The organism is Geobacillus lituanicus, assembly GCF_050994965.1.
Taxonomy (GTDB): Bacteria; Bacillota; Bacilli; order Bacillales; family Anoxybacillaceae; genus Geobacillus; species Geobacillus stearothermophilus.
Genome location: NZ_CP194773.1, coordinates 3,046,631 through 3,068,213, shown reverse-complemented (window position 1 = coordinate 3,068,213; position 21,583 = coordinate 3,046,631). Strand labels below are relative to the sequence as shown.

The 21,583-nt window shown below is 52.1% G+C and carries 23 protein-coding genes; 20 read left to right on the top strand and 3 right to left on the bottom strand.

Annotated features, from left to right (window positions below; genetic code table 11):
- Window positions 1-183: 183 nt before the first annotated feature.
- The 12 genes from ACR1UW_RS15715 to ACR1UW_RS15660 all read left to right on the top strand — a co-directional run bounded on the left by ACR1UW_RS15715 (window position 184) and on the right by ACR1UW_RS15660 (window position 11,131).
- A complete protein-coding gene (locus tag ACR1UW_RS15715) occupies window positions 184-1,842 on the top strand; it encodes an IS1634 family transposase (RefSeq protein ID WP_498934021.1) in 1,659 nt (552 codons plus the stop codon).
- Between the two features lie 166 nt (window positions 1,843-2,008).
- Entirely contained in the window at window positions 2,009-3,193 is a 1,185-nt protein-coding gene (locus ACR1UW_RS15710) for an RNA-guided endonuclease InsQ/TnpB family protein (RefSeq protein WP_033017188.1), read from the top strand.
- 563 nt (window positions 3,194-3,756) lie between these two features.
- On the top strand, window positions 3,757-6,153 hold the full coding sequence (locus ACR1UW_RS15705; RefSeq protein WP_498934019.1) for a Na+/H+ antiporter subunit A: 2,397 nt from the start codon (window positions 3,757-3,759) through the stop codon (window positions 6,151-6,153).
- Window positions 6,146-6,562: a Na(+)/H(+) antiporter subunit B gene (locus ACR1UW_RS15700; RefSeq protein WP_055358299.1), complete on the top strand. Its 417-nt coding sequence runs from the start codon at window positions 6,146-6,148 to the stop codon at window positions 6,560-6,562. Before ACR1UW_RS15705 ends, ACR1UW_RS15700 begins: the two co-directional genes overlap by 8 nt.
- The gene (locus tag ACR1UW_RS15695; RefSeq protein ID WP_237420770.1) at window positions 6,563-6,904 is read left to right on the top strand and encodes a Na(+)/H(+) antiporter subunit C; all 342 of its coding nucleotides are present in this window, start codon (window positions 6,563-6,565) and stop codon (window positions 6,902-6,904) included.
- A complete protein-coding gene (locus tag ACR1UW_RS15690) occupies window positions 6,897-8,369 on the top strand; it encodes a Na+/H+ antiporter subunit D (protein WP_498934016.1) in 1,473 nt (490 codons plus the stop codon). Before ACR1UW_RS15695 ends, ACR1UW_RS15690 begins: the two co-directional genes overlap by 8 nt.
- Before the next feature lie 6 nt (window positions 8,370-8,375).
- Window positions 8,376-8,852 (top strand): Na+/H+ antiporter subunit E, encoded by a 477-nt coding sequence (locus tag ACR1UW_RS15685; RefSeq protein WP_498934014.1) that lies wholly within the window; start codon window positions 8,376-8,378, stop codon window positions 8,850-8,852.
- Window positions 8,852-9,130 (top strand): Na(+)/H(+) antiporter subunit F1, encoded by a 279-nt coding sequence (locus ACR1UW_RS15680; RefSeq protein ID WP_183084033.1) that lies wholly within the window; start codon window positions 8,852-8,854, stop codon window positions 9,128-9,130. Before ACR1UW_RS15685 ends, ACR1UW_RS15680 begins: the two co-directional genes overlap by 1 nt.
- Before the next feature lie 10 nt (window positions 9,131-9,140).
- Complete coding sequence (mnhG, locus tag ACR1UW_RS15675; protein ID WP_049624271.1) at window positions 9,141-9,476, top strand: monovalent cation/H(+) antiporter subunit G; 336 nt, start codon at window positions 9,141-9,143, stop codon at window positions 9,474-9,476.
- A 167-nt stretch (window positions 9,477-9,643) separates the two neighbouring features.
- Window positions 9,644-10,264, top strand: coding sequence for a 3'-5' exonuclease KapD (gene kapD / locus ACR1UW_RS15670; protein WP_033016292.1), 621 nt, complete (start codon window positions 9,644-9,646; stop codon window positions 10,262-10,264).
- 70 nt (window positions 10,265-10,334) lie between these two features.
- Window positions 10,335-10,550 carry a hypothetical protein gene (locus tag ACR1UW_RS15665; protein ID WP_033010715.1) on the top strand — a complete coding sequence of 72 codons (216 nt, stop codon included), beginning with the start codon at window positions 10,335-10,337 and terminating at the stop codon, window positions 10,548-10,550.
- 80 nt (window positions 10,551-10,630) lie between these two features.
- Complete coding sequence (locus tag ACR1UW_RS15660) at window positions 10,631-11,131, top strand: superoxide dismutase family protein (RefSeq protein WP_276521925.1); 501 nt, start codon at window positions 10,631-10,633, stop codon at window positions 11,129-11,131.
- 245 nt (window positions 11,132-11,376) lie between these two features.
- Here the strand turns inward: ACR1UW_RS15660 and ACR1UW_RS15655 are convergent, their stop codons facing one another.
- Window positions 11,377-12,591 carry a MalY/PatB family protein gene (locus tag ACR1UW_RS15655; protein ID WP_498934012.1) on the bottom strand — a complete coding sequence of 405 codons (1,215 nt, stop codon included), beginning with the start codon at window positions 12,589-12,591 and terminating at the stop codon, window positions 11,377-11,379.
- Window positions 12,592-12,674: 83 nt separating this feature from the next.
- On the opposite strand from ACR1UW_RS15655, the gene ACR1UW_RS15650 reads away from it, so the two are divergent.
- From ACR1UW_RS15650 to yugI, 4 genes are all read left to right on the top strand, one after another.
- Window positions 12,675-12,938: a DUF1871 family protein gene (locus ACR1UW_RS15650; protein ID WP_498934010.1), complete on the top strand. Its 264-nt coding sequence runs from the start codon at window positions 12,675-12,677 to the stop codon at window positions 12,936-12,938.
- A gap of 50 nt (window positions 12,939-12,988) precedes the next feature.
- The gene (locus ACR1UW_RS15645) at window positions 12,989-13,489 is read left to right on the top strand and encodes an Lrp/AsnC family transcriptional regulator (protein ID WP_033010737.1); all 501 of its coding nucleotides are present in this window, start codon (window positions 12,989-12,991) and stop codon (window positions 13,487-13,489) included.
- The gene (locus ACR1UW_RS15640) at window positions 13,486-14,658 is read left to right on the top strand and encodes an aminotransferase (RefSeq protein ID WP_237420764.1); all 1,173 of its coding nucleotides are present in this window, start codon (window positions 13,486-13,488) and stop codon (window positions 14,656-14,658) included. The genes ACR1UW_RS15645 and ACR1UW_RS15640 overlap by 4 nt, the downstream gene beginning before the upstream one ends.
- Before the next feature lie 348 nt (window positions 14,659-15,006).
- Window positions 15,007-15,366, top strand: coding sequence for a S1 domain-containing post-transcriptional regulator GSP13 (yugI, locus tag ACR1UW_RS15635; RefSeq protein ID WP_033010720.1), 360 nt, complete (start codon window positions 15,007-15,009; stop codon window positions 15,364-15,366).
- Between the two features lie 62 nt (window positions 15,367-15,428).
- Here yugI and ACR1UW_RS15630 read toward each other — a convergent pair whose 3' ends face one another.
- Entirely contained in the window at window positions 15,429-15,662 is a 234-nt protein-coding gene (locus ACR1UW_RS15630) for a DUF378 domain-containing protein (protein WP_498934006.1), read from the bottom strand.
- A gap of 148 nt (window positions 15,663-15,810) precedes the next feature.
- Between ACR1UW_RS15630 and ACR1UW_RS15625 the strand changes: the two genes are divergently transcribed.
- The 3 genes from ACR1UW_RS15625 to ACR1UW_RS15615 all read left to right on the top strand — a co-directional run bounded on the left by ACR1UW_RS15625 (window position 15,811) and on the right by ACR1UW_RS15615 (window position 19,519).
- Window positions 15,811-16,974, top strand: coding sequence for an iron-containing alcohol dehydrogenase (locus ACR1UW_RS15625; RefSeq protein ID WP_011232396.1), 1,164 nt, complete (start codon window positions 15,811-15,813; stop codon window positions 16,972-16,974).
- A 513-nt stretch (window positions 16,975-17,487) separates the two neighbouring features.
- Window positions 17,488-18,837, top strand: a complete 1,350-nt coding sequence (locus ACR1UW_RS15620; RefSeq protein ID WP_096224649.1) for a glucose-6-phosphate isomerase — start codon at window positions 17,488-17,490, stop codon at window positions 18,835-18,837.
- A 277-nt stretch (window positions 18,838-19,114) separates the two neighbouring features.
- The gene (locus ACR1UW_RS15615; protein ID WP_498934003.1) at window positions 19,115-19,519 is read left to right on the top strand and encodes a YugN-like family protein; all 405 of its coding nucleotides are present in this window, start codon (window positions 19,115-19,117) and stop codon (window positions 19,517-19,519) included.
- On the opposite strand, the gene ACR1UW_RS15610 is transcribed toward ACR1UW_RS15615, so the two are convergent.
- Complete coding sequence (locus tag ACR1UW_RS15610) at window positions 19,516-20,511, bottom strand: potassium channel family protein (protein WP_498935332.1); 996 nt, start codon at window positions 20,509-20,511, stop codon at window positions 19,516-19,518. The genes ACR1UW_RS15615 and ACR1UW_RS15610 overlap by 4 nt on opposite strands.
- 113 nt (window positions 20,512-20,624) lie before the next feature.
- On the opposite strand from ACR1UW_RS15610, the gene ACR1UW_RS15605 reads away from it, so the two are divergent.
- Window positions 20,625-20,822, top strand: a complete 198-nt coding sequence (locus ACR1UW_RS15605; RefSeq protein ID WP_008881789.1) for an H-type small acid-soluble spore protein — start codon at window positions 20,625-20,627, stop codon at window positions 20,820-20,822.
- Window positions 20,823-21,583 lie beyond the last annotated feature (761 nt).

Here is a 21,583-nt window from a genome sequence, read left to right as displayed (position 1 = left end):
CGTGTTGGTCAAAAAGTTATTCTGAAAAACTAAATAAAAAATCCTTTGTTTTGACCTTGTTAGGGTGCGAAATGTGAGTTATTCTCACATTTCGCACCCTCCCAACGAAAATCGGGAGGATTTTTTCGTTCCGATGTCGAATGAATCCTTGACACACAAGGAAAGTGAAGGAGTTTTTCTCTCATGAACGTTCAAGTCAAAAAGGTCTATCGTAATGATTATTTGAATATAATAAGTGCCCTATTCAAGAAACTGGGCCTGCCCCAATTGATTGACCATCTCGTTCCCGTTGATCCACAGTGCCAGACTCGAGTCAGCGATGCCGTTCAGGCCATCATCTACAATATGTTTGACGGCCGGCAAGCCCTTGTTCACTTGGAACATTGGGCTCAGGAGGTCGATTGTGAGAAACTCATCCGTCCCGATCTCCATCCTTCCTGGTTGAACGACGATGCCTTGGCTCGTCATCTCGACCGCTTGTATGAGGCCGATATTCACAAGGTGATCAGCACTTGCTTGATTCACATTTATCGCAAAGAAGGCCTTTCCCTCCGAGCCTTTCACGCCGATACGACGGACAAGACGGTTTACGGCGCGTATGAATCGGCCTCATTAGAGGCTTTGCAGATCACACATGGCTACAACCGGCATCATCGCTGGCAAAAACAGATCGGTTTCGGACTGATCGGCAACGAGGACGGCATCCCGTTTTACGGCGATGTGCACGACGGCAACCTGCCGGACAAAACGTGGAATCCGGAGGTGCTGTCCCGTGTCCACGAACAGCTCAAACAAGCCAAGATGGAAGACGAATGGATTTATGTGGCCGATTCCGCCGCGATGACAAAAGACACTCTGGCGCAAACCAAAGCGGCCAACGCCTTTTTGATCACCCGAGGCCCTTCGTCGCTCCGCATCGTCAAACGGGCATTCGCGGAGGCCGATTCGGCCCACATCCCGTGGAGCGACCCCTTTACGCTGGCGGAGAGAAACGGCGCCACGTACCGGGTATGGGAAACATCCTCCACCTATGAAGGCCACCCCGTTCGGCTGATCGTCGTCGAATCGAGTGCGCTCGACCAGCGAAAAGGAAAGACGCTCGAAAAAGAACGAACCAAAGAAGCGGAGCTTCTTCGCGAGGAACAAGCCCATTGGGAGCGCCACCCTTTCTCGTGCCGGGAAGACGCTGAACAAGCCTTGGCGTCCCTCAAGATGTCCCTTCGCCCACGGTTTCATCAGGTCAAGGCCGCGGTCGAAGAGATCGTACGCCCGAAAAAACGGCGCGGACGGCCGAAAAAAGGGGCGGAACCCGAGATGGAGACGCTGTATTTCTTGCGCCTTGACGTCGAATTCGACCAAAACGCGTGGGAACAGGCAAGACGGAAAGCGTCCCGGTTTGTCCTCGTCACGACCGTTCCGGAGGAATGGAAGGGTCAACAAATGGATGCCCAAGAGATCTTGAAGCTATATAAAGGGCAGATCTCGGTGGAAATGAACTTCGCTTTTTTGAAAGACCCTTTTTTCACGGATGAGATCTATGTCAAAAAGCCAGAACGAGTTGCGGTATTGGGCTATTTGTTTCTCTTGGCCTTGGCCATTTACCGCGTCTTTCAGCGCCGGGTGCGCCAGTTCATCACACCCGAACACCCATTAAAGGGCGCCGGAGGCCGCAAGCTGACCCGACCGACGGAGCAGGCGATTTTTCAGCTGTTTCAATATGTGAACGTCGTCCTCCTCAAGCTGCCGGATGGACGCATCCAACGCTCACTGGATCGCTCCCTCACCCCTGAACAACGAAGGATTCTGCAGGGGTTGGGGCTGGATGAGAGCATTTACGTGTAACGTCATACGGAACGACCAGCGATGGTAAAAAAAGGATAGCCATCGCTCGTCGTGTTGGTCAAAAAGTTATTCTGAAAAACTAAATAAAAAATCCTTTGTTTTGACCTTGTTAGGGTGCGAAATGTGAGTTATTCATATTTTATATTATAAGTAAGGAGGTGAAAGGATGTATCGAACGGTCAAAATACCTTTTCAAACATCAAAAAAAGATATCGATCGATTATTCGAATGCAACCGAATATCGGCTCAAATTTGGAATGACTGTTTAGTCATTGCCAAAAACTATGCATTAAAGAATAATGGAAAATGGATCAACCAAACCGAACTTCAAAAACAAACGAAGGGCAAATACCCGATCCATAGCCAAAGCATTCAAGCCGTATGCCATAAATATTTGAACGCCAGAGACAGCGCCAAAAAAGCCAAACAAAAAGGGCTAGATAACAAATATCCGTACAAACAGAAAAAATATTTCAACACGAAATGGGCAAATAACGGATTTATCATTCACCCAAATGGGACCATTGAACTGAAAATGGGTCGCTGGGAAAGAAAAAACCAACCTCCTATTGTAGTGAAAATCGATAAAGAACAAATTCCAAACGGCACTGTCAAAGAAATCGAACTCATTTTTGATGCGAAACATTGGAAACTCATGCTTTGCCTCAGTTATGAAAACGGTGAACAACCAACTACTAAAAAAGAAGGAACTATCGCTGCCGGTGATCCTGGCGAAATTCACGCCATTAGTGCCGTCAGCGAAAACGGAAGCAGCATCATCATCACCGGTAGAAAAATAAGAAGCATTCATCGCCTTCGAAATAAAAAAATAGCAGAACTGCAAAAAAAGATGTCCAAATGTAAAAAAGGTTCGCGTAAATGGAAAAAATATAACCGCGCGAAGCAATATATTTTATCGAAAAGCGAAGCGCAATTAAAAGACTGCTTGCATAAAACGACCAAACAATTGGTCGATTGGTGTTTGGAACAAAACGTCAAACATTTCATGATAGGCGATGTCGAAGGCGTCCAGCGCAACAAAAAGAAAAAGCGATCCAAATTGGTGAACCAAAAATTATCGAACTGGTGTTTTGGCAAACTCTACGACTATTTGAAATACAAACTAGAAGCTAAAGGCATCACTTTTGAAAAAGTGGATGAATCGTATACCACGCAAACATGTCCTGTTTGCGGGAAGAAGAAAAAACCTTCTTCTAGAAATTTTATTTGTGCTTGTGGTTATTCTCAGCATCGGGATGTCCATTCGGCATGCAATATTCTTACAAAACACTTATATGGAGAATTCCGACCGATGAAAATAACGAACCACAAGTATCTACGGATCGCGTAAGCGAGAAGTAGTAGATGGTGAGTTCCCACCCTTCATGCTTTGGCATGATGTTGCTTGCTATTTCTTTCTGTTGTGTTTCCGTGCTTGGTCACGAGATACACGGGAAACCCGGTGTATCGTGAAACACCCGGAAAGAAAAAGGCAAGAAACCCCCACTTCAACGCCTACAGGCGTAAGTGGGGGAGGTTCATAATGACTCCAGCATCGTTCATGAGCGTCTGGGCGGTGGCAGCCGATTGGGAGAAGATAGCGGGGTCGACCGACGGGTACGGCCTTGCCCATGCCGCAGGGGGCAGGAAATAAACCATGGGCTTGCTCCTCCTTTTCTGCGTGATTACTACTTATTTATACTCGTTGCGCTGTAAGCCGGTGCCATAGAAACGAGGCGATTGGCAGCGTAAGGGAAAACTTTTTTAGGAATTTTTCGTATACAGATAGGCGGCGAAAGTCTGGCTTGATTTTCAGCAGACCGTTGTGCCGACAGAGGCGGGAGTTTATGATACAATACGAAGTAGGATAAGCGGGGCGATGTGAGGGGAAACAATAGGGAAGGAGGATGGTTCATGTTAAACTTGGCAATTGTCTCACCACTGATTTATGCTTTATTCGTTCCGTTTTTGTATAAATATGTGCGTTCGATTCATACCGGATGGTTTGTGCTCCCACTACCGGTCTTATTGTTTTTATATTTTATTCAACATCTCCCTCTTACCCCCTACGGACAAACGATCCCTTGGATTCCGTCTCTAGGAATGGATTTTCAAGTCTATATGGATGGGTTAGGGCTGCTCTTTTCGTTGCTAATCACAGGGATCGGTTCTCTTGTCGTGCTGTATTCGACTTACTATTTGCCAAAGGAAAAGGAAAAACTCGGCCACTTTTACGTGTATTTGCTTTTGTTTATGGGAGCGATGCTTGGCGTCGTTCTTTCGGACAACGCAATGGCGCTCTATCTATTTTGGGAATTGACATCGTTTTCATCCTTTTTATTGATTGGCTACTGGAATGAGCGTGAACGCTCGCGGTATGGGGCGCAAAAATCGATGCTCATCACCGTGCTTGGCGGGTTGTCTTTGCTTGGAGGATTTTTATTGCTTTCGGTCATGAGTGGAGGGTCGTACAGCATTCGCGATTGGATGGCTATGGCAGATGCGTGGCCGCAACATCCGTTATTTTTTCCGGCGATGCTCTTGATTTTGCTTGGCGCGTTTACCAAATCCGCGCAGTTTCCGTTTTACATTTGGCTTCCGGACGCGATGGAAGCGCCGACGCCGGTCAGCGCGTATTTGCATTCGGCCACCATGGTGAAAGCCGGCATTTATTTAGTGGCTCGCTTCACTCCGATTTTTGCTGTTTCTTCGCTATGGGTTTGGTTGGTGATGGGCATTGGAATGGCGACGCTTTGTTGGGCATCGTTTCATGCCGCTCGCCAAACAGATTTGAAAGGATTGCTCGCCTATTCGACGGTGAGCCAGCTCGGGTTGATTATGTCGCTGCTTGGCGCTGGAGCGCTGGCTTTTCATGGCGATCCGGGCGATCGTCGTTTATATATGGCGGCCGTGGTGGCAGCAGTGTTTCACTTAATCAACCATGCGACGTTTAAAGGAAGCTTGTTTATGGTTGCCGGCATTGTCGATCATGAGACCGGGACGCGGGATATCCGGCGTCTTGGCGGGCTGCTCAGCGTTATGCCCGTCACGTTTACCGTTGCGGTCATCGGTTCATTGTCGATGGCAGGTGTGCCTCCGTTTAACGGATTTTTAAGCAAAGAAATGTTTTTTGCGGCCATGGTGCAGGTGGCGAACGCCCATTTGTTTTCGCTTGATGTCTGGGGGATCTTGTTTCCGGTGCTCGCTTGGGTGGGGAGCGTGTTCACCTTTTTGTACAGCCTTCTTTTTGTTGGGAAAACGTTTCTTGGCGCTCCGAGGCCTTCGGAATGGCCGAAACGGCCGCATGAAGCCCCGGTGGGGATGCTTGTGGCGCCGGTGGTGCTGGCCGTCCTTGTCATCGGTTTTGGACTGTTTCCGAATGTGTTGTCCAACACGGTGATTGCTCCGGCGGTGGATGCTGTTGTTAACGGCTTGTTCCGTCGGGAAGGGCTTTCCGTGCACATTAGTCATTGGCACGGATGGACGGCCGAAGTGTGGATGACGATCGGAGTGATTGTCCTTGGCGTGTTGCTATATCGGACGTTTGATTCATGGCGGCGCGTGTACGGCGCGTTTTCGCAGCGGCTTTCACTGAATCACTTATATGACACGGTCGTGCGGCAGATGGAAGAGCAGTCGTATTCGCTGACAAGCCGTTACATGACCGGGTATGTTCGGACGTATTTCTTGTATATTTTGTCCGTAATGATCGCGCTGCTTGTCGCAACGATTGTTTTGAAAGTAGATGGAAGGCTCTCGCTAAGCCATTTAGCGGAAGTGGGCATCCATGAACTGATATTGGCGTTGGTCGCCTTGATCGGAACAGCGACGACTGTGGCGGCCAAATCACGTCTTGTTGCGATTATCGCGTTAGGTTCGGTCGGCTATACGGTTTCCCTTTTCTTTGTGTTGTTCCGGGCGCCTGACTTGGCATTGACCCAGCTTGTCATTGAAACGATTTCTGTTTCGCTGTTTTTGCTTTGCTTCTATCATTTGCCGAAGCTCAGCCACCATGAGAAAGGCGTTCGATTCCGGCTTGGGAACGCTCTTATTTCGCTTGGCGTCGGCGCGTTGGTCAGCGTGATCGCCTTGTTGGCGTACAGTGAGAAAAACTTTGCATCGATCGCTCAATACCATATTGAAAACGCGTATGAAAAAGCGGCTGGAAAAAATATTGTCAACGTCATCTTAGTTGACTTCCGCGGATTTGATACACTTTTTGAAATTTGTGTGCTGGCGATCGCGGCACTCGGCATTTACGCTTTAGTGAAGCTGAAAGCTCCGAAAGGGGAGAGCGGCAAATATGAATGAGCTCATTTTGCGGACGGTAACGGCCGTTGTCACGTTTATGATCATTTTATTTGGGATTCAGCTTTTTTTCGCCGGCCACTATTACCCGGGCGGCGGATTCATTGCCGGTCTCGTTACCGCCGGCGCCATCATTTTGCTGCTGCTGGCGTTTGACATCAAAACCGTCCGGTCGATGATCCCGGTTTCGTATCGCACGCTCATTGGTGTCGGGCTGCTGTTTGCCTTAGGAACAGGTCTTGGCGGCTTATTATTCGATGTCCCGTTTTTAACGCACGCCCATGGCCATGTCATGCTGCCGCTGCTTGGGGATGTTTCGCTCCATACGGCCGTCTTGTTTGACTTAGGAGTCTATTTGGTCGTTGTCGGGGTGACCATGACGATTATCGAAACGATAGGAGAGGATGAATAAATGGAAGTCGTCATGATTATTGTCATCGGCTGTTTGTTTGCCGGCGCTACGTACTTAATGTTAAGCAAAAGTTTGCTTCGGATCATTATCGGCACGGGATTGTTAAGCCATGGAGCGCACTTGCTGTTATTGACGATGGGAGGATTGAAAAAAGGAGCGCCGCCGCTGCTTGACGTGCAGGCGGAACACTATGTCGATCCTGTTCCGCAGGCGCTGATTTTGACGGCGATTGTCATTAGCTTTGGTGTCACGGCGTTTTTGCTCGTTTTGGCGTATCGTGCTTATCAGGAGATCGGGACGGACAATATTGAACAGATGAGGGGAAAGGAAGACCATGACTAATGCCGTAATTTTTCCGATTGCGATTCCATTGACGACAGCGGTCATCTTGATGTTTTGCGTGAAATCATTGAAAGCGCAAAAAATGATTTCCCTCGTGTCAGCAGGGGTGCTCATCGCTGCGGGCGCTTGGCTTGTGCGCCTTGTCGACCATGAAGGGATGCAGAAGCTGGACGTTGGAAACTGGCCGGCACCGTTTGGGATTACGCTCGTCTCTGACATGCTTTCAGCGCTCCTGGTGTTGACAACGAGCATGATCGCGTTCGCTTGCCTGCTGTATTCATTTTTCACGATTGATTCGAAACTGGCGTCTATGTACTACTATGTTTTTTTTCAGTTTCTCATTGTCGGAGTGAACGGGGCGTTTACCACAGGGGATATTTTTAATTTATTCGTGTTTTATGAAGTGATGCTTATGTCATCGTATGCGCTTCTCGTTCATGGCGGCACGAAAATCCAGCTTCAGGAAACGATGAAATATATGGTGATCAATGTGTTTTCATCAGCGTTGTTTGTCATCGCCGTCGGCTATTTGTACGCCGTGACCGGCACATTGAATATGGCGCACTTAGCCGTACGGATTTCTCAAGCAGACAACACTGCTGTATTGACGGTCATTTGCTTGCTTTTTCTCATTGTCTTTGGGTTAAAGGGGGCGTTGTTTCCGTTTTATGTTTGGATGCCGGGGGCTTATTCCGCTCCGCCGTCAGCTGTGCTTGCGTTGTTTGGCGGCTTGTTGACAAAAGTCGGTGTGTATTCGATCTTGCGCACTTTCTCGCTCATTTTCCGTCAAGATGTCGGCTATACGCATACGATTTTAGCGTGGTTGGCGATCGCGACCGTTGTATTTGGCGTCATTGGCGCCGTGGCTTACCGCGATATGCGGCAAATCGCCATTTATAACATTGTGGCGGCCATCGGTGTGATGGCGTTTGGCATTTCTTTAATGACAGAAGAAAGTATGGAAGGCACGATCTTTTACTTGCTGCAAGACATGGTCATGAAAACGGCGCTCTTTTTCATTATCGGGGCGATTGCGTATGTCGCGGGAACGAATCAACTCGGGCAGTTCAGCGGACTGCTCGGTTCGTATCCACTGCTTAGCTGGACCGTATTCCTTTCCGCTCTTGCGCTAAGCGGCATTCCTCCGTTCAGCGGGTTTATCGGAAAAGCGCTCATTATTCGGGCGGCGTTTGAAAAAGGACAGCTTCTGTTTGCGCTGGTTGTGTTATTATCCAGCTTGCTTGTGCTTTATTCGGTGATGAAAATTTTTATTCAATCTTGTTGGGGAGAAGCGCGCGGGTATGAGCAAAAACGAGTCGCCCCGCTGTATGTGCCGATTGTCGCGCTTCTTTCCTTGGCCGTTTTATACGGCGTCGGGGCCGAATTTGTTCGTCCATATATCGCCCAGGCGGCGGCGACGTTGGCGGATCCGTCAATATATATTGAGTCCGTGCTGAAGGAGTAGAGGCAAATGGCGCAACAATTGCTGCTCAATGTGATATTGGCATTCGTTTGGATGTTTCTTGCTGATTCGTTTAGTGGATCATCGTTTGTCATTGGATATCTTCTTGGTTTCGGCATCATTTTTGTGTTGCGAAGATATTTCTCGACGACGTTTTATGCCGTACCGTTGTTTGTGATTGGAAAGCTGGCGCTCATTTTCATCAAAGAGTTGTTGTTGGCCAACTGGGCTGTTTTGAAGATTGTTCTTTCCCCGTCGCTGGACATGAAACCTTGCATTTTCGCTCTTCCTCTTGAGGTGAGAAGGAACTGGGAAATTACGCTGTTGTCGAGCTTGATTACATTGACGCCCGGAACGTTTGTGATCGACGTCTCTGATGATAAGAAAGAGATTTATATTCATACGATTGATGCTCCGGATGTGGATGAAGTCATCCGACAAATCAAGACATCATTTGAAAAAATGATTTTGGAGGTGAGCCGGTGATGGTGGTGTTCAATGTCGCGCTGACGTTGTTGTCGCTTGCTGTCATCTGCTTTCTGTATCGGGTTGTCAAGGGCCCGACTGTGGCGGACCGGGTCATTGCGCTTGATGCGATTGGGATTTGTCTGGCAGGCATTGTGGCGGTGCTGTCCATCATATTGGAGACGAGCGTGTTTTTAGAAATTATTTTGCTGATTGGAATTTTGGCATTTCTTGGAACGGCGGCGTTTGCTAAGTTTTTGCAAAAGGGGGTTGTGATTGAACGTGACGGAAATCATTGATGGGGTGATCATGTTGCTCGTCATGGTTGGCGCGCTGTTAACGTTGATTTCGGCCATCGGCGCCCTCCGCCTCCCTGACGTCTATACGAGAAGCCATGCCATTAGCAAAAGCACTACTCTAGGGATGATTTTTATCTTAATGGGGACGTTATTTTACTTTTGGTTGAAGCACGATCATTTCAATTCCCGTTTGTTGTTGGCTATTGTCTTTCTTTTTTTAACATCTCCGGTGTCAGCTCATTTGATCAGCCGTGCGGCGTACTACTCCGGTGTTCGCCCGTGGGAAGGGACGGTTCGCGATGATTTAGCCGAACGGAGAGAACGTATAACGAAAAGCGCAAAGTAGAGAAGAAATAGCGGGATATCCTTTGGGTTTCTCCAGACCACTCCGCTTTCACGGCATCCGCCTCTTTTTCGCCCTTTTCTGAAAAAAGAAATAAACAATGGCTTCTACGTGATATAATAATAAGTAAGACCCATTACGGCTGTATGGAAGAAAGGGGGGAAGCGGCGATGGATGACCCGCAATATTTGTTTCTCGATTTCGAATTTACGATGCCGGAGACGAAAACGAATCCGAGCGGGTTTTGCCCGGAAATTATCGAAGTCGGCCTTGTTGCGGTTGTTGAGGAGCAAATCGTGAGCCAATTTTCCTCCTATGTGAAACCGCTCCGTTTTCCGCAACTCACCGACCGGTGCAAATCGTTCCTCAACATCACCCAAGCGCAAATTGATGGCGGCATGAGCTTTTTTGATCTCGTTTCCTTGCTCCGGCGGTATGACCGAGAGCGCCCGACGACCGTCATTACATGGGGCGGCATGGACATGAAAGTGCTCCGGGAAAACTGTCAGTCGGCGCAAGTCGCATTTCCATTCACCGGCGAACACCGCGATTTGGCTTTGGAGTATAAACGGTTTTTCGGCAACAAAAACCAAACCGCCTTGCGCAAAGCGGTGCAAGAGTATGGAAACGAAGCAGTTGGAAAAGCCCATTGTGCGCTCGATGATGCGTTTACCGCCTACACGATCTTCCGGCTCATCGAAAACGACAAAAAGTATTTGGCGAAGACGAAGCCGCCGACGCTCGGCGAGCGGATCGATTTCACCCAGCTGAGGAAAAAGTTTGCGCTATAGCCGGCTGCGTTGGCAGCGGCTTTTTTATGCTATAATGATAGATGATTTTACGGCAGAAAGGTTGTTTGCGATGTGGCCATGGGTGTTGAACTTGTTTTTGTACTTTCCGGAAGACAAGCGTGAATACATTCCGGCGGCGATTTCCTTTGCCGTCTTTTTCTTGATGGCGGTGTTTACCATGCGGCTCATCGTCGTCATTTCCCGGCGTCAGGAGAAGGAGGCGAAGCAGCTGGAAGAACAGCTGCTCGGCAAACAGGACAGACAAAAACAGCCGCCGCATGTATAAACCGGCGCTTCCCCGGCAATAATGGCGGATAACGGATGTGAAGCTGGGGGGAGTTTGTGTTGCGTGGATCATATGCGATCATGTCCGCCGTGCTGCTCGTGTTGTCCGGCTGCGGGCAAGATGAAGGAACGAGCCGGACGGTGGAGATGATCAATGCGGACGGCGATCGGATCGGTACGGTGGAATTGACGGAGCTAGCCGAAGGAGTGCGGTTGAAGCTCGATTTGGAAGGGCTCCCGCCGGGGGAGCATGCCATTCATATTCATGAAAAAGGAAGTTGCCAGCCGCCTGATTTTCAGTCGGCGGGCGGGCATTACAACCCGGACGGGAAAAAGCACGGCCTTCTCCATCCGGAAGGGGCGCACGCCGGCGATTTGCCGAACATCATTGTGAAGGAGGACGGAACGGTCAACGTCGAGCTGACGGCGCCGAATGTGACGCTCCGGGAAGGGGAAAAAGGGACGCTCTTGACGAAAGACGGAACATCGATCGTCATTCACGCCAAGAAAGACGACGGCATGACCCAGCCGGCCGGCGACGCCGGCAGGCGGATCGCCTGCGGGGAAATCAAGTCGTCATGAAACAGGGGCTCGCGTGCGGGCCCCTGTTTCACGTTGCCGGGACAGCTCTTCGCATGGCAAATGCGCGAAAGCGACGGTTGCACGGCCTCTGCGGCACATGGTTGGCAGAACAGAGAACGGGAAGGAACGATCGTTTGGCTTCCTTTTCCTTTTTGATTGACATGGATAGAGGAATCCCGCAACGGATTTGGTGCTGTTTCGTTTCCGTTTCGCCATTCGCTTGGCCGCACTTCTTTGGCGCAAAGCTAGCCTAGCGCCGCCCCCAGCCGCCGCAGCCCTTCTTCGAGCGTCGGGCGTGGGCAGGCGGCGTTTAAGCGGATGAAGCCGGCGCCTTCGGGACCGAATTTGCTGCCGAATTCAACAGCCAGTTTTCCACTTTCCAACAGCCGCCGTTTCAGCTCCTCCTCGGAAAGGCCGAGGCCGCGGCAGTCGATCCAGATGAGATACGTTGCCTGCGGCCGGATGAGGTGAAGCGCCGGCAGACGGTCGGCCAAATAGGCGGCGGCCGCCTCGATGTTTTCCTGCAAGTAGGCAAGCAAGGCGTCGAGCCACGACCCGCCGCATCGGTACGCGGCCTCCGCCCCGACAACGGCGAACGCATTCAACGTAAAAAAGCCGTGACGCTGCTGGATGCGGCGGAACGCCCGGCGCCGCGAATCGTCGGGAATGACCGCTTCGGCCGCCTGCAAGCCGGCCAGGTTGAACGTTTTCGTCGGCGCGCGGAATGTGGCGCTTTGCGCCGCAAACTCGGGACGAAGCGCGGCGAACGGCACATGCTGGTGCGGCGGAAGCGTCAAATCGGCGTGAATTTCGTCCGATAAGACGAAGACGCCGTGTTTGAGGCACAGCTCCCCGAGCCGCTCGAGCTCGGCGGCCGTCCACGATTTGCCTCCGGGATTGTGCGGATGGCAAAGGATGAGCAGCTTTGCCCCGGGCAGTTTGGCTTCCAAGTCGTTCCAGTCGATGACGTAGTTCTCTTCCGCCAGCCGGAGCGGGCTGAATATGAGCGTGCGTCCGTGGCGGCGGACGAGATCAAACAGAGGCCGATAGACGGGCGAGAACACGACGACGCCATCCCCCGGCTGCGAAAACGCCTCAATGGCAGCGGCGACCGCCGGCACAACGCCAGGGGCAAACACGAGCCAAGACGGATCGATCGTCCAGTCATGACGGCGTTCAAGCCATTGGCACACCGCTTCTTTGAGTGAATCGGGAATGACGGTGTAGCCAAACACGCCGTGTTCAACCCGCCGCCGCAGCGCTTCCTGCACTTCGGGCGGCGCCGGAAAATCCATATCGGCGACCCACATCGGCCAGACGTCTTCATGCCCGAATACGCGCTTTGTATCATCCCATTTCACGGACAGCGTGCCCCGGCGGTCAATCACGCGGTCGAACAGGGACGCGGCCGTGCCTTCCCCGTTTTGGGCATGGCTTTTTCCCTCATCGGACGGAAACATTGTTGCATCTTCTCCCTTCTTTTTTTCGAATCGATGGCTTATAATTGGTTATATCATAGCAGCAAGAAAGGTGGATGGACAGCATGGACGGACAGCAGTTGAACCGGCTGCTTCTTGAGACCGTCGGCGCCTGGGACCCGTTCGGCCTCGGAAACGGCGCCTACGAGGTGGAAGCGGTCGACGTGCTTCAGGCGGTGTACGATACGGATGATCCCCGCACGCTGGCCGCCCGTATTCAGTCCATATATGAATTCGCGTTTGACAAAACGATTCCTGTCCGCGACTGTCAAAAACTCGCCCGCCGGCTTCTCAAACTGAAACACGCCGCATCTTGTTCGCCCCCGTGACGGCATCCGGCGGCCGGTTTGCGGAAATGGATGAAAGGGAGGAAGACAAAGTGAAACTGAGTGAAAAAGAACTAGAAATTGTCAAAATATTAGAAAAAGATGCGCGTACGCCGCTTGATATGTTGGCGAAAATGGTCGGCCTGCCAGTTGCGGAAACGGAGGCACTCGTCAAAAAGCTGGAAGAGGCGAAAGTGATCGTCCAATATACCGCGCTCGTCGACTGGCGGAAGGTGGACGGTCATGAAGGGGTGACGGCGATGATCGATGTGAAAGTGACCCCGAAGCGCGGCGTCGGCTTTGACGAGGTGGCGGAGCGCATTTACCGCTTTCCGGAAGTGACATCCGTCTATTTGATGTCCGGCGCCTACGACTTGTCGGTCGTCATTGAAGGGCGGTCAATGTCAGAAATTGCCCAGTTTGTATCGGAAAAGTTGTCGACGCTCGATTCTGTCATTTCAACGACGACCCATTTCATTTTGAAAAAATACAAACATGACGGCATCGTCTTTGGTCAAGGAGATCAAGATCGCCGCATCGTGGTGTCGCCATGAAGCCGCAAATGCGAAACACATACGTGTCGAAGACGGTCGCCGCCTTGAAGCCGTCCGGCATCCGCCGCTTTTTCGATCTCGCTTCCGGCATGGAGGGTGTCATTTCGCTCGGCGTCGGCGAACCGGATTTTGTCACGTCCTGGAGCGTCCGCGAAGCGAGCATTTTGTCGCTTGAGCAAGGCTATACGTCCTATACCCCAAACGCCGGGCTTTTGGAGCTCCGCCAAGAGATCGCCGCCTATTTGCGCCGCAAGTTTCACGTCGACTACCGGCCGGAGACGGAAATTTTGGTGACGGTCGGGGCGAGCCAGGCGATCGATTTGGCGCTGAGGGCGATTCTCGACCCGGGCGATGAAGTGATCGTCGTCGAGCCAAGCTTCGTGGCGTATGAGCCGCTTGTCGTGCTTGCCGGCGGGACGCCGGTGGCGGTGCAGACAACGGGCGCCGACGGGTTTCAACTCCATGTGGCGCAGCTGGAGCAGGCGCTCACCGCGCGGACGAAAGCGATCATCATTTGCTCGCCGAACAACCCGACCGGCACGGTTCTCCATCCGGCTGAACTTGAAGCGCTCGCCCGCCTGGCGAAAGAGCACGATTTGCTTGTCATCGCCGACGAAATTTACGCCGAACTGACGTATGACGACGGCTATATGAGCATGGCCGCCGTCAGCGGCATGCGCGAGCGGACGATTTTGATTTCCGGGTTTTCGAAAGGGTTCGCGATGACCGGCTGGCGGCTCGGATTTGCTGCGGCGCCGGAAGACATTTTGCAGGCGATGTTGAAAATCCATCAGTATGCGATCATGTGCGCGCCGACGATGGCGCAATACGGGGCGCTTGAGGCGCTTCGCAGCGGGGAGCGCGATGTCGCCGAGATGCGCAGCAGCTACCGGCGGCGGCGCAATTATTTCGTGTCGTCGCTCAATGAAATCGGCTTGCCATGCCATATGCCAGGTGGCGCGTTTTACGCGTTTCCATCCATTCGGCATACCGGCATGACGTCAGAGCAGTTCGCCGAGCGGCTGCTCATCGAAGAAAAAGTGGCGGTCGTCCCCGGCAGCGTCTTTGGCCAAAGCGGAGAAGGACATGTTCGCTGTTCGTACGCGTCGTCGCTTGAACAGCTGCAGGAAGCCGTCAAACGAATAAAACGGTTTTTGGCGCGTTTGTAGCCGGCGGCCAAGGCGCCCACGCGGAAGTGGGGCGCCTTTTTCCGTTTTCGCATGCACACGCCCTCATCCATACGGAGCGGTAATGGCGGCTTGGTTCGGAACCGCTGTTTGCGCCGGCTTTTTCTTGACGCCTATACGCGCGAAAGAGCGGCAAGGACACGACCGGGGGGCGGCCGGTTTAGGAAAAAATCCATCGGGTCGGCAGTTGGCGGCGAGCCGCGCGCCACGGAGCAAGCACATTCGTGCAAGAAAAACAATCGCTTGGGCCTATCCCCTCATTTTTGGGTTTTGCCTTCCCCTTATGTTATAATACAGAAACGATGAAATTCACCAATAGGAGTGTTTTGCTTGCCAACGATCAAACGAGGAGCCATTGTGAAAGGGAAGGTGACAGGTATTCAGCCGTACGGCGCGTTCGTCCAGCTTGAGGGCGGCATGCAGGGGCTCATCCATATTTCCGAGATTTCGCACCGATTTGTCAAAGATGTGCGCGATTATGTCAATGTCGGCGATGACGTGACCGTCAAAGTGCTTGATGTCGACTGGAAGATGAAGCGGGCGAGCTTGTCCTTGAAGGCGCTTGAACCAGGCGCGGAGAAGCGCCAGGCGCGCATCAAAATGCCGCTTGAGCCGGGATTCCGCCCGCTAAAAGAAAAGCTGCGTGAATGGATCGAGCAGTCGAAGAAGGAAGATTTGCCAAAACAATAAAACACTCACCGCCAAGCGGTGAGTGTCCGGTTTCGCCCGCAAACTGCGGTGTCCCGCCCCGTTCAGGTGCGGGTCGGTTTCGGTTCAGTGCGCTCGAGCTCTTCGGCCGGTTTGAACAACAACGCCAGGTTGATCAAGCCGGCGATGCCGACAAGGCTGTAAATGATGCGCGACCAAACGGCGTCCTGGCCGCCGAAAATGGCGGCGACTAAGTCAAATTGGAAAAAGCCGATCAGTCCCCAGTTAATGGCGCCGATAATGGTCAACAATAGCGCAATGCGCTGCAATGCTCCCATCTTGTTTGCCTCCTTTGGAAAATTTCTTTTCAACTTATAAGATGAATCGCAGTCGTGAAAAATATGCATCGTTTGCCGCCAAAGCAGTTGGCTTTACAACCGGTGGCAGGCGCTGCCATAATAGATTCAGGAAAAGGAGGGCATCCATATGCAAGAGTTTATTTTCCGCAACCCGACGAAACTGATTTTCGGAAAAGGGCAGCTCGAACGGCTCAAAGAAGAAGTGCCGCGCTACGGCAAGAAAGTGCTGCTCGTGTATGGCGGCGGCAGCATCAAACGAAACGGATTGTATGAGGAAGTCATGAAGATATTGGGGAATATTGGCGCCGAGGTCATCGAACTGCCAGGCGTCGAACCGAACCCGCGCGTCTCGACCGTAAGAAAAGGGGTGGACATTTGCAAGCGGGAAGGCGTCGAATTTTTGCTGGCGGTTGGCGGCGGCAGCGTCATCGACTGCACGAAAGCGATCGCCGCCGGGGCGAAATTCGATGGCGATCCGTGGGAGTTTATCACGAAAAAAGCGCCCGTCACCGGCGCCCTGCCGTTTGGCGTCGTCTTGACGCTGGCGGCGACCGGGTCGGAGATGAATTCTGGTTCGGTGATCACAAACTGGGAGACGAAAGAAAAATACGGCTGGGGCAGCCCGTTTACGTTCCCGCAATTTTCGATTTTGGATCCGACGTATACGATGACCGTTCCGAAAGACCATACGGTTTACGGCATTGTCGATATGATGTCGCATGTGTTTGAGCAATATTTCCACCATACGCCGAACACGCCATTGCAAGACCGGATGTGTGAAGCGGTGTTGAAAACCGTGATCGAAACGGCGCCCAAACTGATCAACGATTTGGAAAACTACGAGCTGCGCGAGACGATCATGTACTCGGGCACGATCGCCTTAAACGGCTTCTTGCAAATGGGCGTCCGCGGCGACTGGGCGACGCACAATATTGAGCATGCCGTTTCCGCCGTGTATGACATCCCGCACGCCGGGGGATTGGCGATTTTGTTCCCGAACTGGATGAAGCATGTGCTCGATGAAAATGTCAGCCGTTTCGCCCAGCTCGCGGTGCGCGTCTTTGATGTCGATCCGGCGGGCAAATCGGAGCGGGATGTGGCGCTTGAAGGCATCGAGCGGCTGCGCGAGTTCTGGTCGAGCCTCGGGGCGCCGTCGCGGCTTGCGGACTATGGCATCGGCGAGGAAAACTTGGAGCTGATGGCCGATAAAGCGATGGCGTTTGGCGAGTTCGGCCGTTTCAAAACATTGAACCGCGATGATGTGCTCGCCATTTTGCGCGCTTCCCTGTAATGAGGCGATGCGGCGGTTTCGCGAATCAATCGATGATGGCGCCGGCTCGGCGACGGAATCTGCCTGAGCTGGCGCTTTTCCTATTTTCTTGGTTTGCCTGGGTGCGCTCCCAATCCCGCAGGACGGCGGAAAGGGAGGAGGGCGCGAAAAACAGCCGCCTCGCCCGAATCCATGGTTCTCGAATGAGGAAAAAGCACAACGTTGATTACGTTTCTTGAGGCGAGCAGCCTGAGCCCCTAGAAGGCTGGTGAAAAACGAGTTTTGTTCCCAAATCGGCGACGTTTCATCAGGAAAGAAGACGAACTTCACAAGGTTTCTCTAATTGAAAAATGGTTGGGATAAGCTGTCTTTTTCGTTGCATCACCATCCCTCCAGGTGTCACGCAAGGAAATCGGCACGGCGAACATGGCGAAAAATGAATCCGTTTCCAAAAAAGGTGGGCTGCTTGATTTCCCTTGTTTATTCCGCTAAAGTGAAAGAAGACAATGATTCTTGAAGGGGAGGCGGAAATCGATGACCCACATTCGCTTTGACTATTCCAAAGCGCTCGCCTTTTTTGGCGAACATGAGCTTACATACTTGCGTGATGCCGTGAAAGTCGCGCATCATTCGCTTCATGAAAAAACCGGTGTTGGAAGCGACTTTTTAGGCTGGCTTGACTGGCCGGTCGACTATGACAAAGAAGAATTCGCCCGCATCAAGGAGGCGGCGAAAAAAATCCAATCGGACTCTGATGTTCTTGTTGTCATCGGCATCGGCGGCTCGTACCTTGGCGCGCGGGCGGCGATCGAGATGCTGCACCATTCGTTTTACAACGCCTTGCCAAAAGAAAAGCGGAAAACGCCGCAAATCATTTTTGTCGGCAACAACATCAGCTCGACGTATATGAAAGACGTCATCGATTTCTTGGAAGGGAAAGACTTCTCGATCAACGTCATTTCCAAATCGGGGACGACGACCGAGCCGGCGATCGCCTTCCGCATTTTCCGCAAGCTGCTTGAGGAGAAATACGGCAAAGAGGAAGCGCGCCGCCGCATTTACGCGACGACGGACAGCAAGCGCGGCGCGCTTCGGACGCTCGCCAATGAGGAAGGGTACGAAACGTTTGTCATTCCGGATGACATCGGCGGCCGCTACTCGGTGCTGACGGCGGTCGGGTTGCTGCCGATTGCCGCAAGCGGCGCGGACATTAACGCCATGATGGAAGGAGCGGCCAAAGCGCGTGACGATTTTAGCTCCTCGGAGCTTGAGGAAAACGCCGCTTACCAATACGCCGCCATCCGCAACATTTTGTACAACAAAGGGAAAACGATCGAGCTGCTCGTCAACTACGAACCAGCGCTGCACTATTTCGCCGAATGGTGGAAGCAGCTGTTCGGCGAAAGCGAAGGGAAGGATCAAAAAGGCATTTACCCGGCTTCCGCTGATTTCTCGACCGATTTGCATTCGCTCGGCCAATACATTCAAGAAGGGCGCCGCGATTTGTTTGAAACAGTGTTGAAGCTGGAAGAACCGCGCCATGAATTGGTCATCGAAGCGGAAGACAACGACCTTGACGGACTCAACTATTTGGCGGGAAAAACGGTTGATTTCGTCAACACAAAAGCGTTCGAAGGGACGCTGCTCGCCCATACGGACGGCGGCGTGCCGAACTTGGTCATCACGTTGCCGAAGCTTGATGAATATACGTTCGGCTACCTTGTCTACTTCTTTGAAAAAGCATGCGCCATGAGCGGCTACTTGCTCGGGGTGAATCCATTTGACCAACCGGGAGTGGAAGCATACAAAAAGAATATGTTCGCCCTCCTCGGCAAACCAGGCTATGAGCAGTTGAAGGAAGAACTGGAGAAACGGTTGAAATAACAACGTGTTCCATCGCCAAGCCGCTGTTTTCTCGGGGGAGATGACTCGCGGCTCGACCCGAGTCGCGCCCAAAATGGCGGACGGAACGACGGAAAAAGCGCCTCTTCCCTTTTGCGGGGGAAGAGGTGTTTTGTTATACATGAACCGGGTCGTTCGGCCGCACAACGCCCGGGCGCGGCTATATCGCCCCCTGCCGTTTTTCGCCAAGCGTCTGAAGCTGCCGCGGACAAATAATCCCCGCCGAACGGGAAACGATAAAAGAAAGGAGGGATTGTGCATGATTGAAATGCCATCGCGTTTGGAAGGGAAACAATTTCAACTGTACCATTTGGAAGAGCAATTAAAACCAATGGGATATACAATCGGCGGCGGGTGGGACTACGATCACGGCTATTTCGACTACAAAATCGCCGATGACGCGGGCTATCAGTTTTTGCGCGTGCCGTTTCGGGCGGTCGACGGGCAGCTTGATTCGCACGGAACGACGGTGGAGCTTGGGCGGCCGTTTTTGCTTGCGCATAAATATCAACAAGGAATTGATGATTTCGCCGATGTGGGCAATGTGGGGGCGGCGTTCAACCAGTTTGCCGAACCGCAAGACCCGGATGCGACCGTTCCCGAGCGGTATATTTCCGTCGGTAAAGCGCTCGTTCAAGAGTTGGAGCGCCGCCTGCTCGATTAAGGAACGATCGCGAACAGGCGGTCTCCTTCTTCAATGAGGCGCTGCGGCGAAACGGAAACGGTCCGGTTGTCGGCGCAGACGACGGCAAGCGCGGTGATGTGGCGCCCAAGCAGCCGTTGCTGCACGTCATGAAACGTCTGTCCGATGCATTCGACATCCGGCTCAAGCAAGGAGAGCGTCTGCGTGCCCGAGCGGCTGAGCATCGCCGTAAGCGCGCCGGCGACGCCCGGGGAGCGGAGGCTGGCGGCCATGGCGAAACTCGCCAGCAAGTTCGTCTCAATCACCTCGTCGGCGCCGGCGCGGAAGGCGTTTGCGACGTTGCGCGCCGTTAAGATTTCGACGATGGCGTACACCGACGGGTTGAGGCTTTTGGCTGCCAGCAGCGTCACGATCGCGTCTTTGTCCGCTTCTGCCTCGGCTTTGTGCGGATTCGCAGTAATGAGCAAAAACCGCGCTTTTTGAATGTTCGCCTTCTCCAACACCGCATCATCGCCGGCTGCCCCTTTAATGAAATGAACGGGAACATCAGGGAGTGGGTGGGACGGCACGGTTGCGTCGATCAGCACAAAACGGAGCGACGGCTCGCGCCGGGCGAGGCGAAGCAGCACTTCCCGCGCCCGTTCGTTCCAGCCGACCACGATGGCGTGATCCTGGTCCCGATACTCAAGGCGCCCGCTTGTGCGCGCCGTTTCTTGGGCGGCGGCCGCCGCGGAGACGGAAGCGAAATAGGCGGTGAGAATGCCGGTGCCCAGTGCGATGAGCACGATGGCCGCCATCTTTCCAGCGACTGTTTTGGGCACGATGTCGCCGTAGCCGATCGTGGCCGCGGTCACAATCGCCCACCAAATGCCATCAAAGATGGTGCGGAATGTCTCCGGCTCAATCACATGCATCAGTGCACCAAACAAGACGATAATGGCGCTCGCGATAGCGAACAGACGGAGAACGGTTGACATCCGCCAATAGGAAACAAGCAAGTTCCTCATTTTCATCATCTATCCCTCTTTTGGTTGATTCCTTCTTTAGTGTGGACGGTTTTTGCATAAACATTCCTGTTCTTTTCCATACTAGGAAACGAAACGTCAGTGAAAGGGGATAGTGGGTTATGGACATGAACCGTGTAAAACAAATCGTTTCATCACCTGCCGATATTCCTGTGTATTACAACGGGGTATCGGTTTGGATTGACGGGTATGACGAAGAAAACCAAATGGCAACTGTCCATTTGCGCGACGGCCGGCTCAATGAGCGTCGGGACGTGCCGGTGGCCGAACTGGAGGAAAAGGGAGAAGCCGCCCACTAACCGAATGAGCCAAGACAGCCTTTGTTTCGGTCCTGTGTAGATGCAAGACAGCAATCGTTCCCCCACCGTTTACCGCCTTCTTGTCATAAAAGACGTCGGGGCCTTTGTGTCGATTTCCACCCGAATGAACCGCCCTCTCATTGAATGAGGGCGGATTTTTGTTGGTGTTTTAATGGGCAAATGATGTATGGAAGTAATACCGACGGTCAAGGTGTATATTATGTTGAAAAAGACATCTTACAAAAGCTAAGATTAAAAATGAGAATGTAACTAGCACATTATTTTGAACTGTCTTTTTCCAATTATTTCAGTTCAAAATCACAAATCTGACTATGTTTTTCTCATCAGTGTAAAATTCTCGGGAAGGACCTCGTACATGTAGTCAAACAATGAAAAGAAGCTATTAAACCAACATAGTTAGGAAATGGTTTGGGGACTTGATGGAGCGGGCGCTCTTTCAAGGACTTTTTATTTCCTGCCGATGAGTCATCTAATCAAGTGAAAAAGGAGCATGAGCCTGACACTTTTTCAAGCTCCATACGGTAACTGCACATATCCTCCATCTTGCTTTTCTTATATCCTTTGTTTTGCTTATCTACGTGGCGATTGCCGGATTGTCCCAACCGGATGTATTCGCCGCGTGGCTGTTCACGCAATTTTAACGGTCAAAAAACAAAAGCCAACCGCAGAAACAAGATCATCCATGTCTTTTTTACACAGTTGAATCCAAAATACGTCTTGAGTCGTAACTAAAAATATGT

Coding starts and splice junctions, on each gene's coding strand:
- ACR1UW_RS15715 (WP_498934021.1), top strand. CDS start 184: ATGAACGTTCAAGTCAAAAAGGTCTATCGTAATGATTATTTGAATATA.
- ACR1UW_RS15710 (WP_033017188.1), top strand. CDS start 2,009: ATGTATCGAACGGTCAAAATACCTTTTCAAACATCAAAAAAAGATATC.
- ACR1UW_RS15705 (WP_498934019.1), top strand. CDS start 3,757: ATGTTAAACTTGGCAATTGTCTCACCACTGATTTATGCTTTATTCGTT.
- ACR1UW_RS15700 (WP_055358299.1), top strand. CDS start 6,146: ATGAATGAGCTCATTTTGCGGACGGTAACGGCCGTTGTCACGTTTATG.
- ACR1UW_RS15695 (WP_237420770.1), top strand. CDS start 6,563: ATGGAAGTCGTCATGATTATTGTCATCGGCTGTTTGTTTGCCGGCGCT.
- ACR1UW_RS15690 (WP_498934016.1), top strand. CDS start 6,897: ATGACTAATGCCGTAATTTTTCCGATTGCGATTCCATTGACGACAGCG.
- ACR1UW_RS15685 (WP_498934014.1), top strand. CDS start 8,376: ATGGCGCAACAATTGCTGCTCAATGTGATATTGGCATTCGTTTGGATG.
- ACR1UW_RS15680 (WP_183084033.1), top strand. CDS start 8,852: ATGGTGGTGTTCAATGTCGCGCTGACGTTGTTGTCGCTTGCTGTCATC.
- mnhG (WP_049624271.1), top strand. CDS start 9,141: ATGTTGCTCGTCATGGTTGGCGCGCTGTTAACGTTGATTTCGGCCATC.
- kapD (WP_033016292.1), top strand. CDS start 9,644: ATGGATGACCCGCAATATTTGTTTCTCGATTTCGAATTTACGATGCCG.
- ACR1UW_RS15665 (WP_033010715.1), top strand. CDS start 10,335: ATGTGGCCATGGGTGTTGAACTTGTTTTTGTACTTTCCGGAAGACAAG.
- ACR1UW_RS15660 (WP_276521925.1), top strand. CDS start 10,631: ATGTCCGCCGTGCTGCTCGTGTTGTCCGGCTGCGGGCAAGATGAAGGA.
- ACR1UW_RS15655 (WP_498934012.1), bottom strand. CDS start 12,591: ATGTTTCCGTCCGATGAGGGAAAAAGCCATGCCCAAAACGGGGAAGGC.
- ACR1UW_RS15650 (WP_498934010.1), top strand. CDS start 12,675: ATGGACGGACAGCAGTTGAACCGGCTGCTTCTTGAGACCGTCGGCGCC.
- ACR1UW_RS15640 (WP_237420764.1), top strand. CDS start 13,486: ATGAAGCCGCAAATGCGAAACACATACGTGTCGAAGACGGTCGCCGCC.
- ACR1UW_RS15630 (WP_498934006.1), bottom strand. CDS start 15,662: ATGGGAGCATTGCAGCGCATTGCGCTATTGTTGACCATTATCGGCGCC.
- ACR1UW_RS15625 (WP_011232396.1), top strand. CDS start 15,811: ATGCAAGAGTTTATTTTCCGCAACCCGACGAAACTGATTTTCGGAAAA.
- ACR1UW_RS15620 (WP_096224649.1), top strand. CDS start 17,488: ATGACCCACATTCGCTTTGACTATTCCAAAGCGCTCGCCTTTTTTGGC.
- ACR1UW_RS15615 (WP_498934003.1), top strand. CDS start 19,115: ATGATTGAAATGCCATCGCGTTTGGAAGGGAAACAATTTCAACTGTAC.
- ACR1UW_RS15610 (WP_498935332.1), bottom strand. CDS start 20,511: ATGAAAATGAGGAACTTGCTTGTTTCCTATTGGCGGATGTCAACCGTT.
- ACR1UW_RS15605 (WP_008881789.1), top strand. CDS start 20,625: ATGGACATGAACCGTGTAAAACAAATCGTTTCATCACCTGCCGATATT.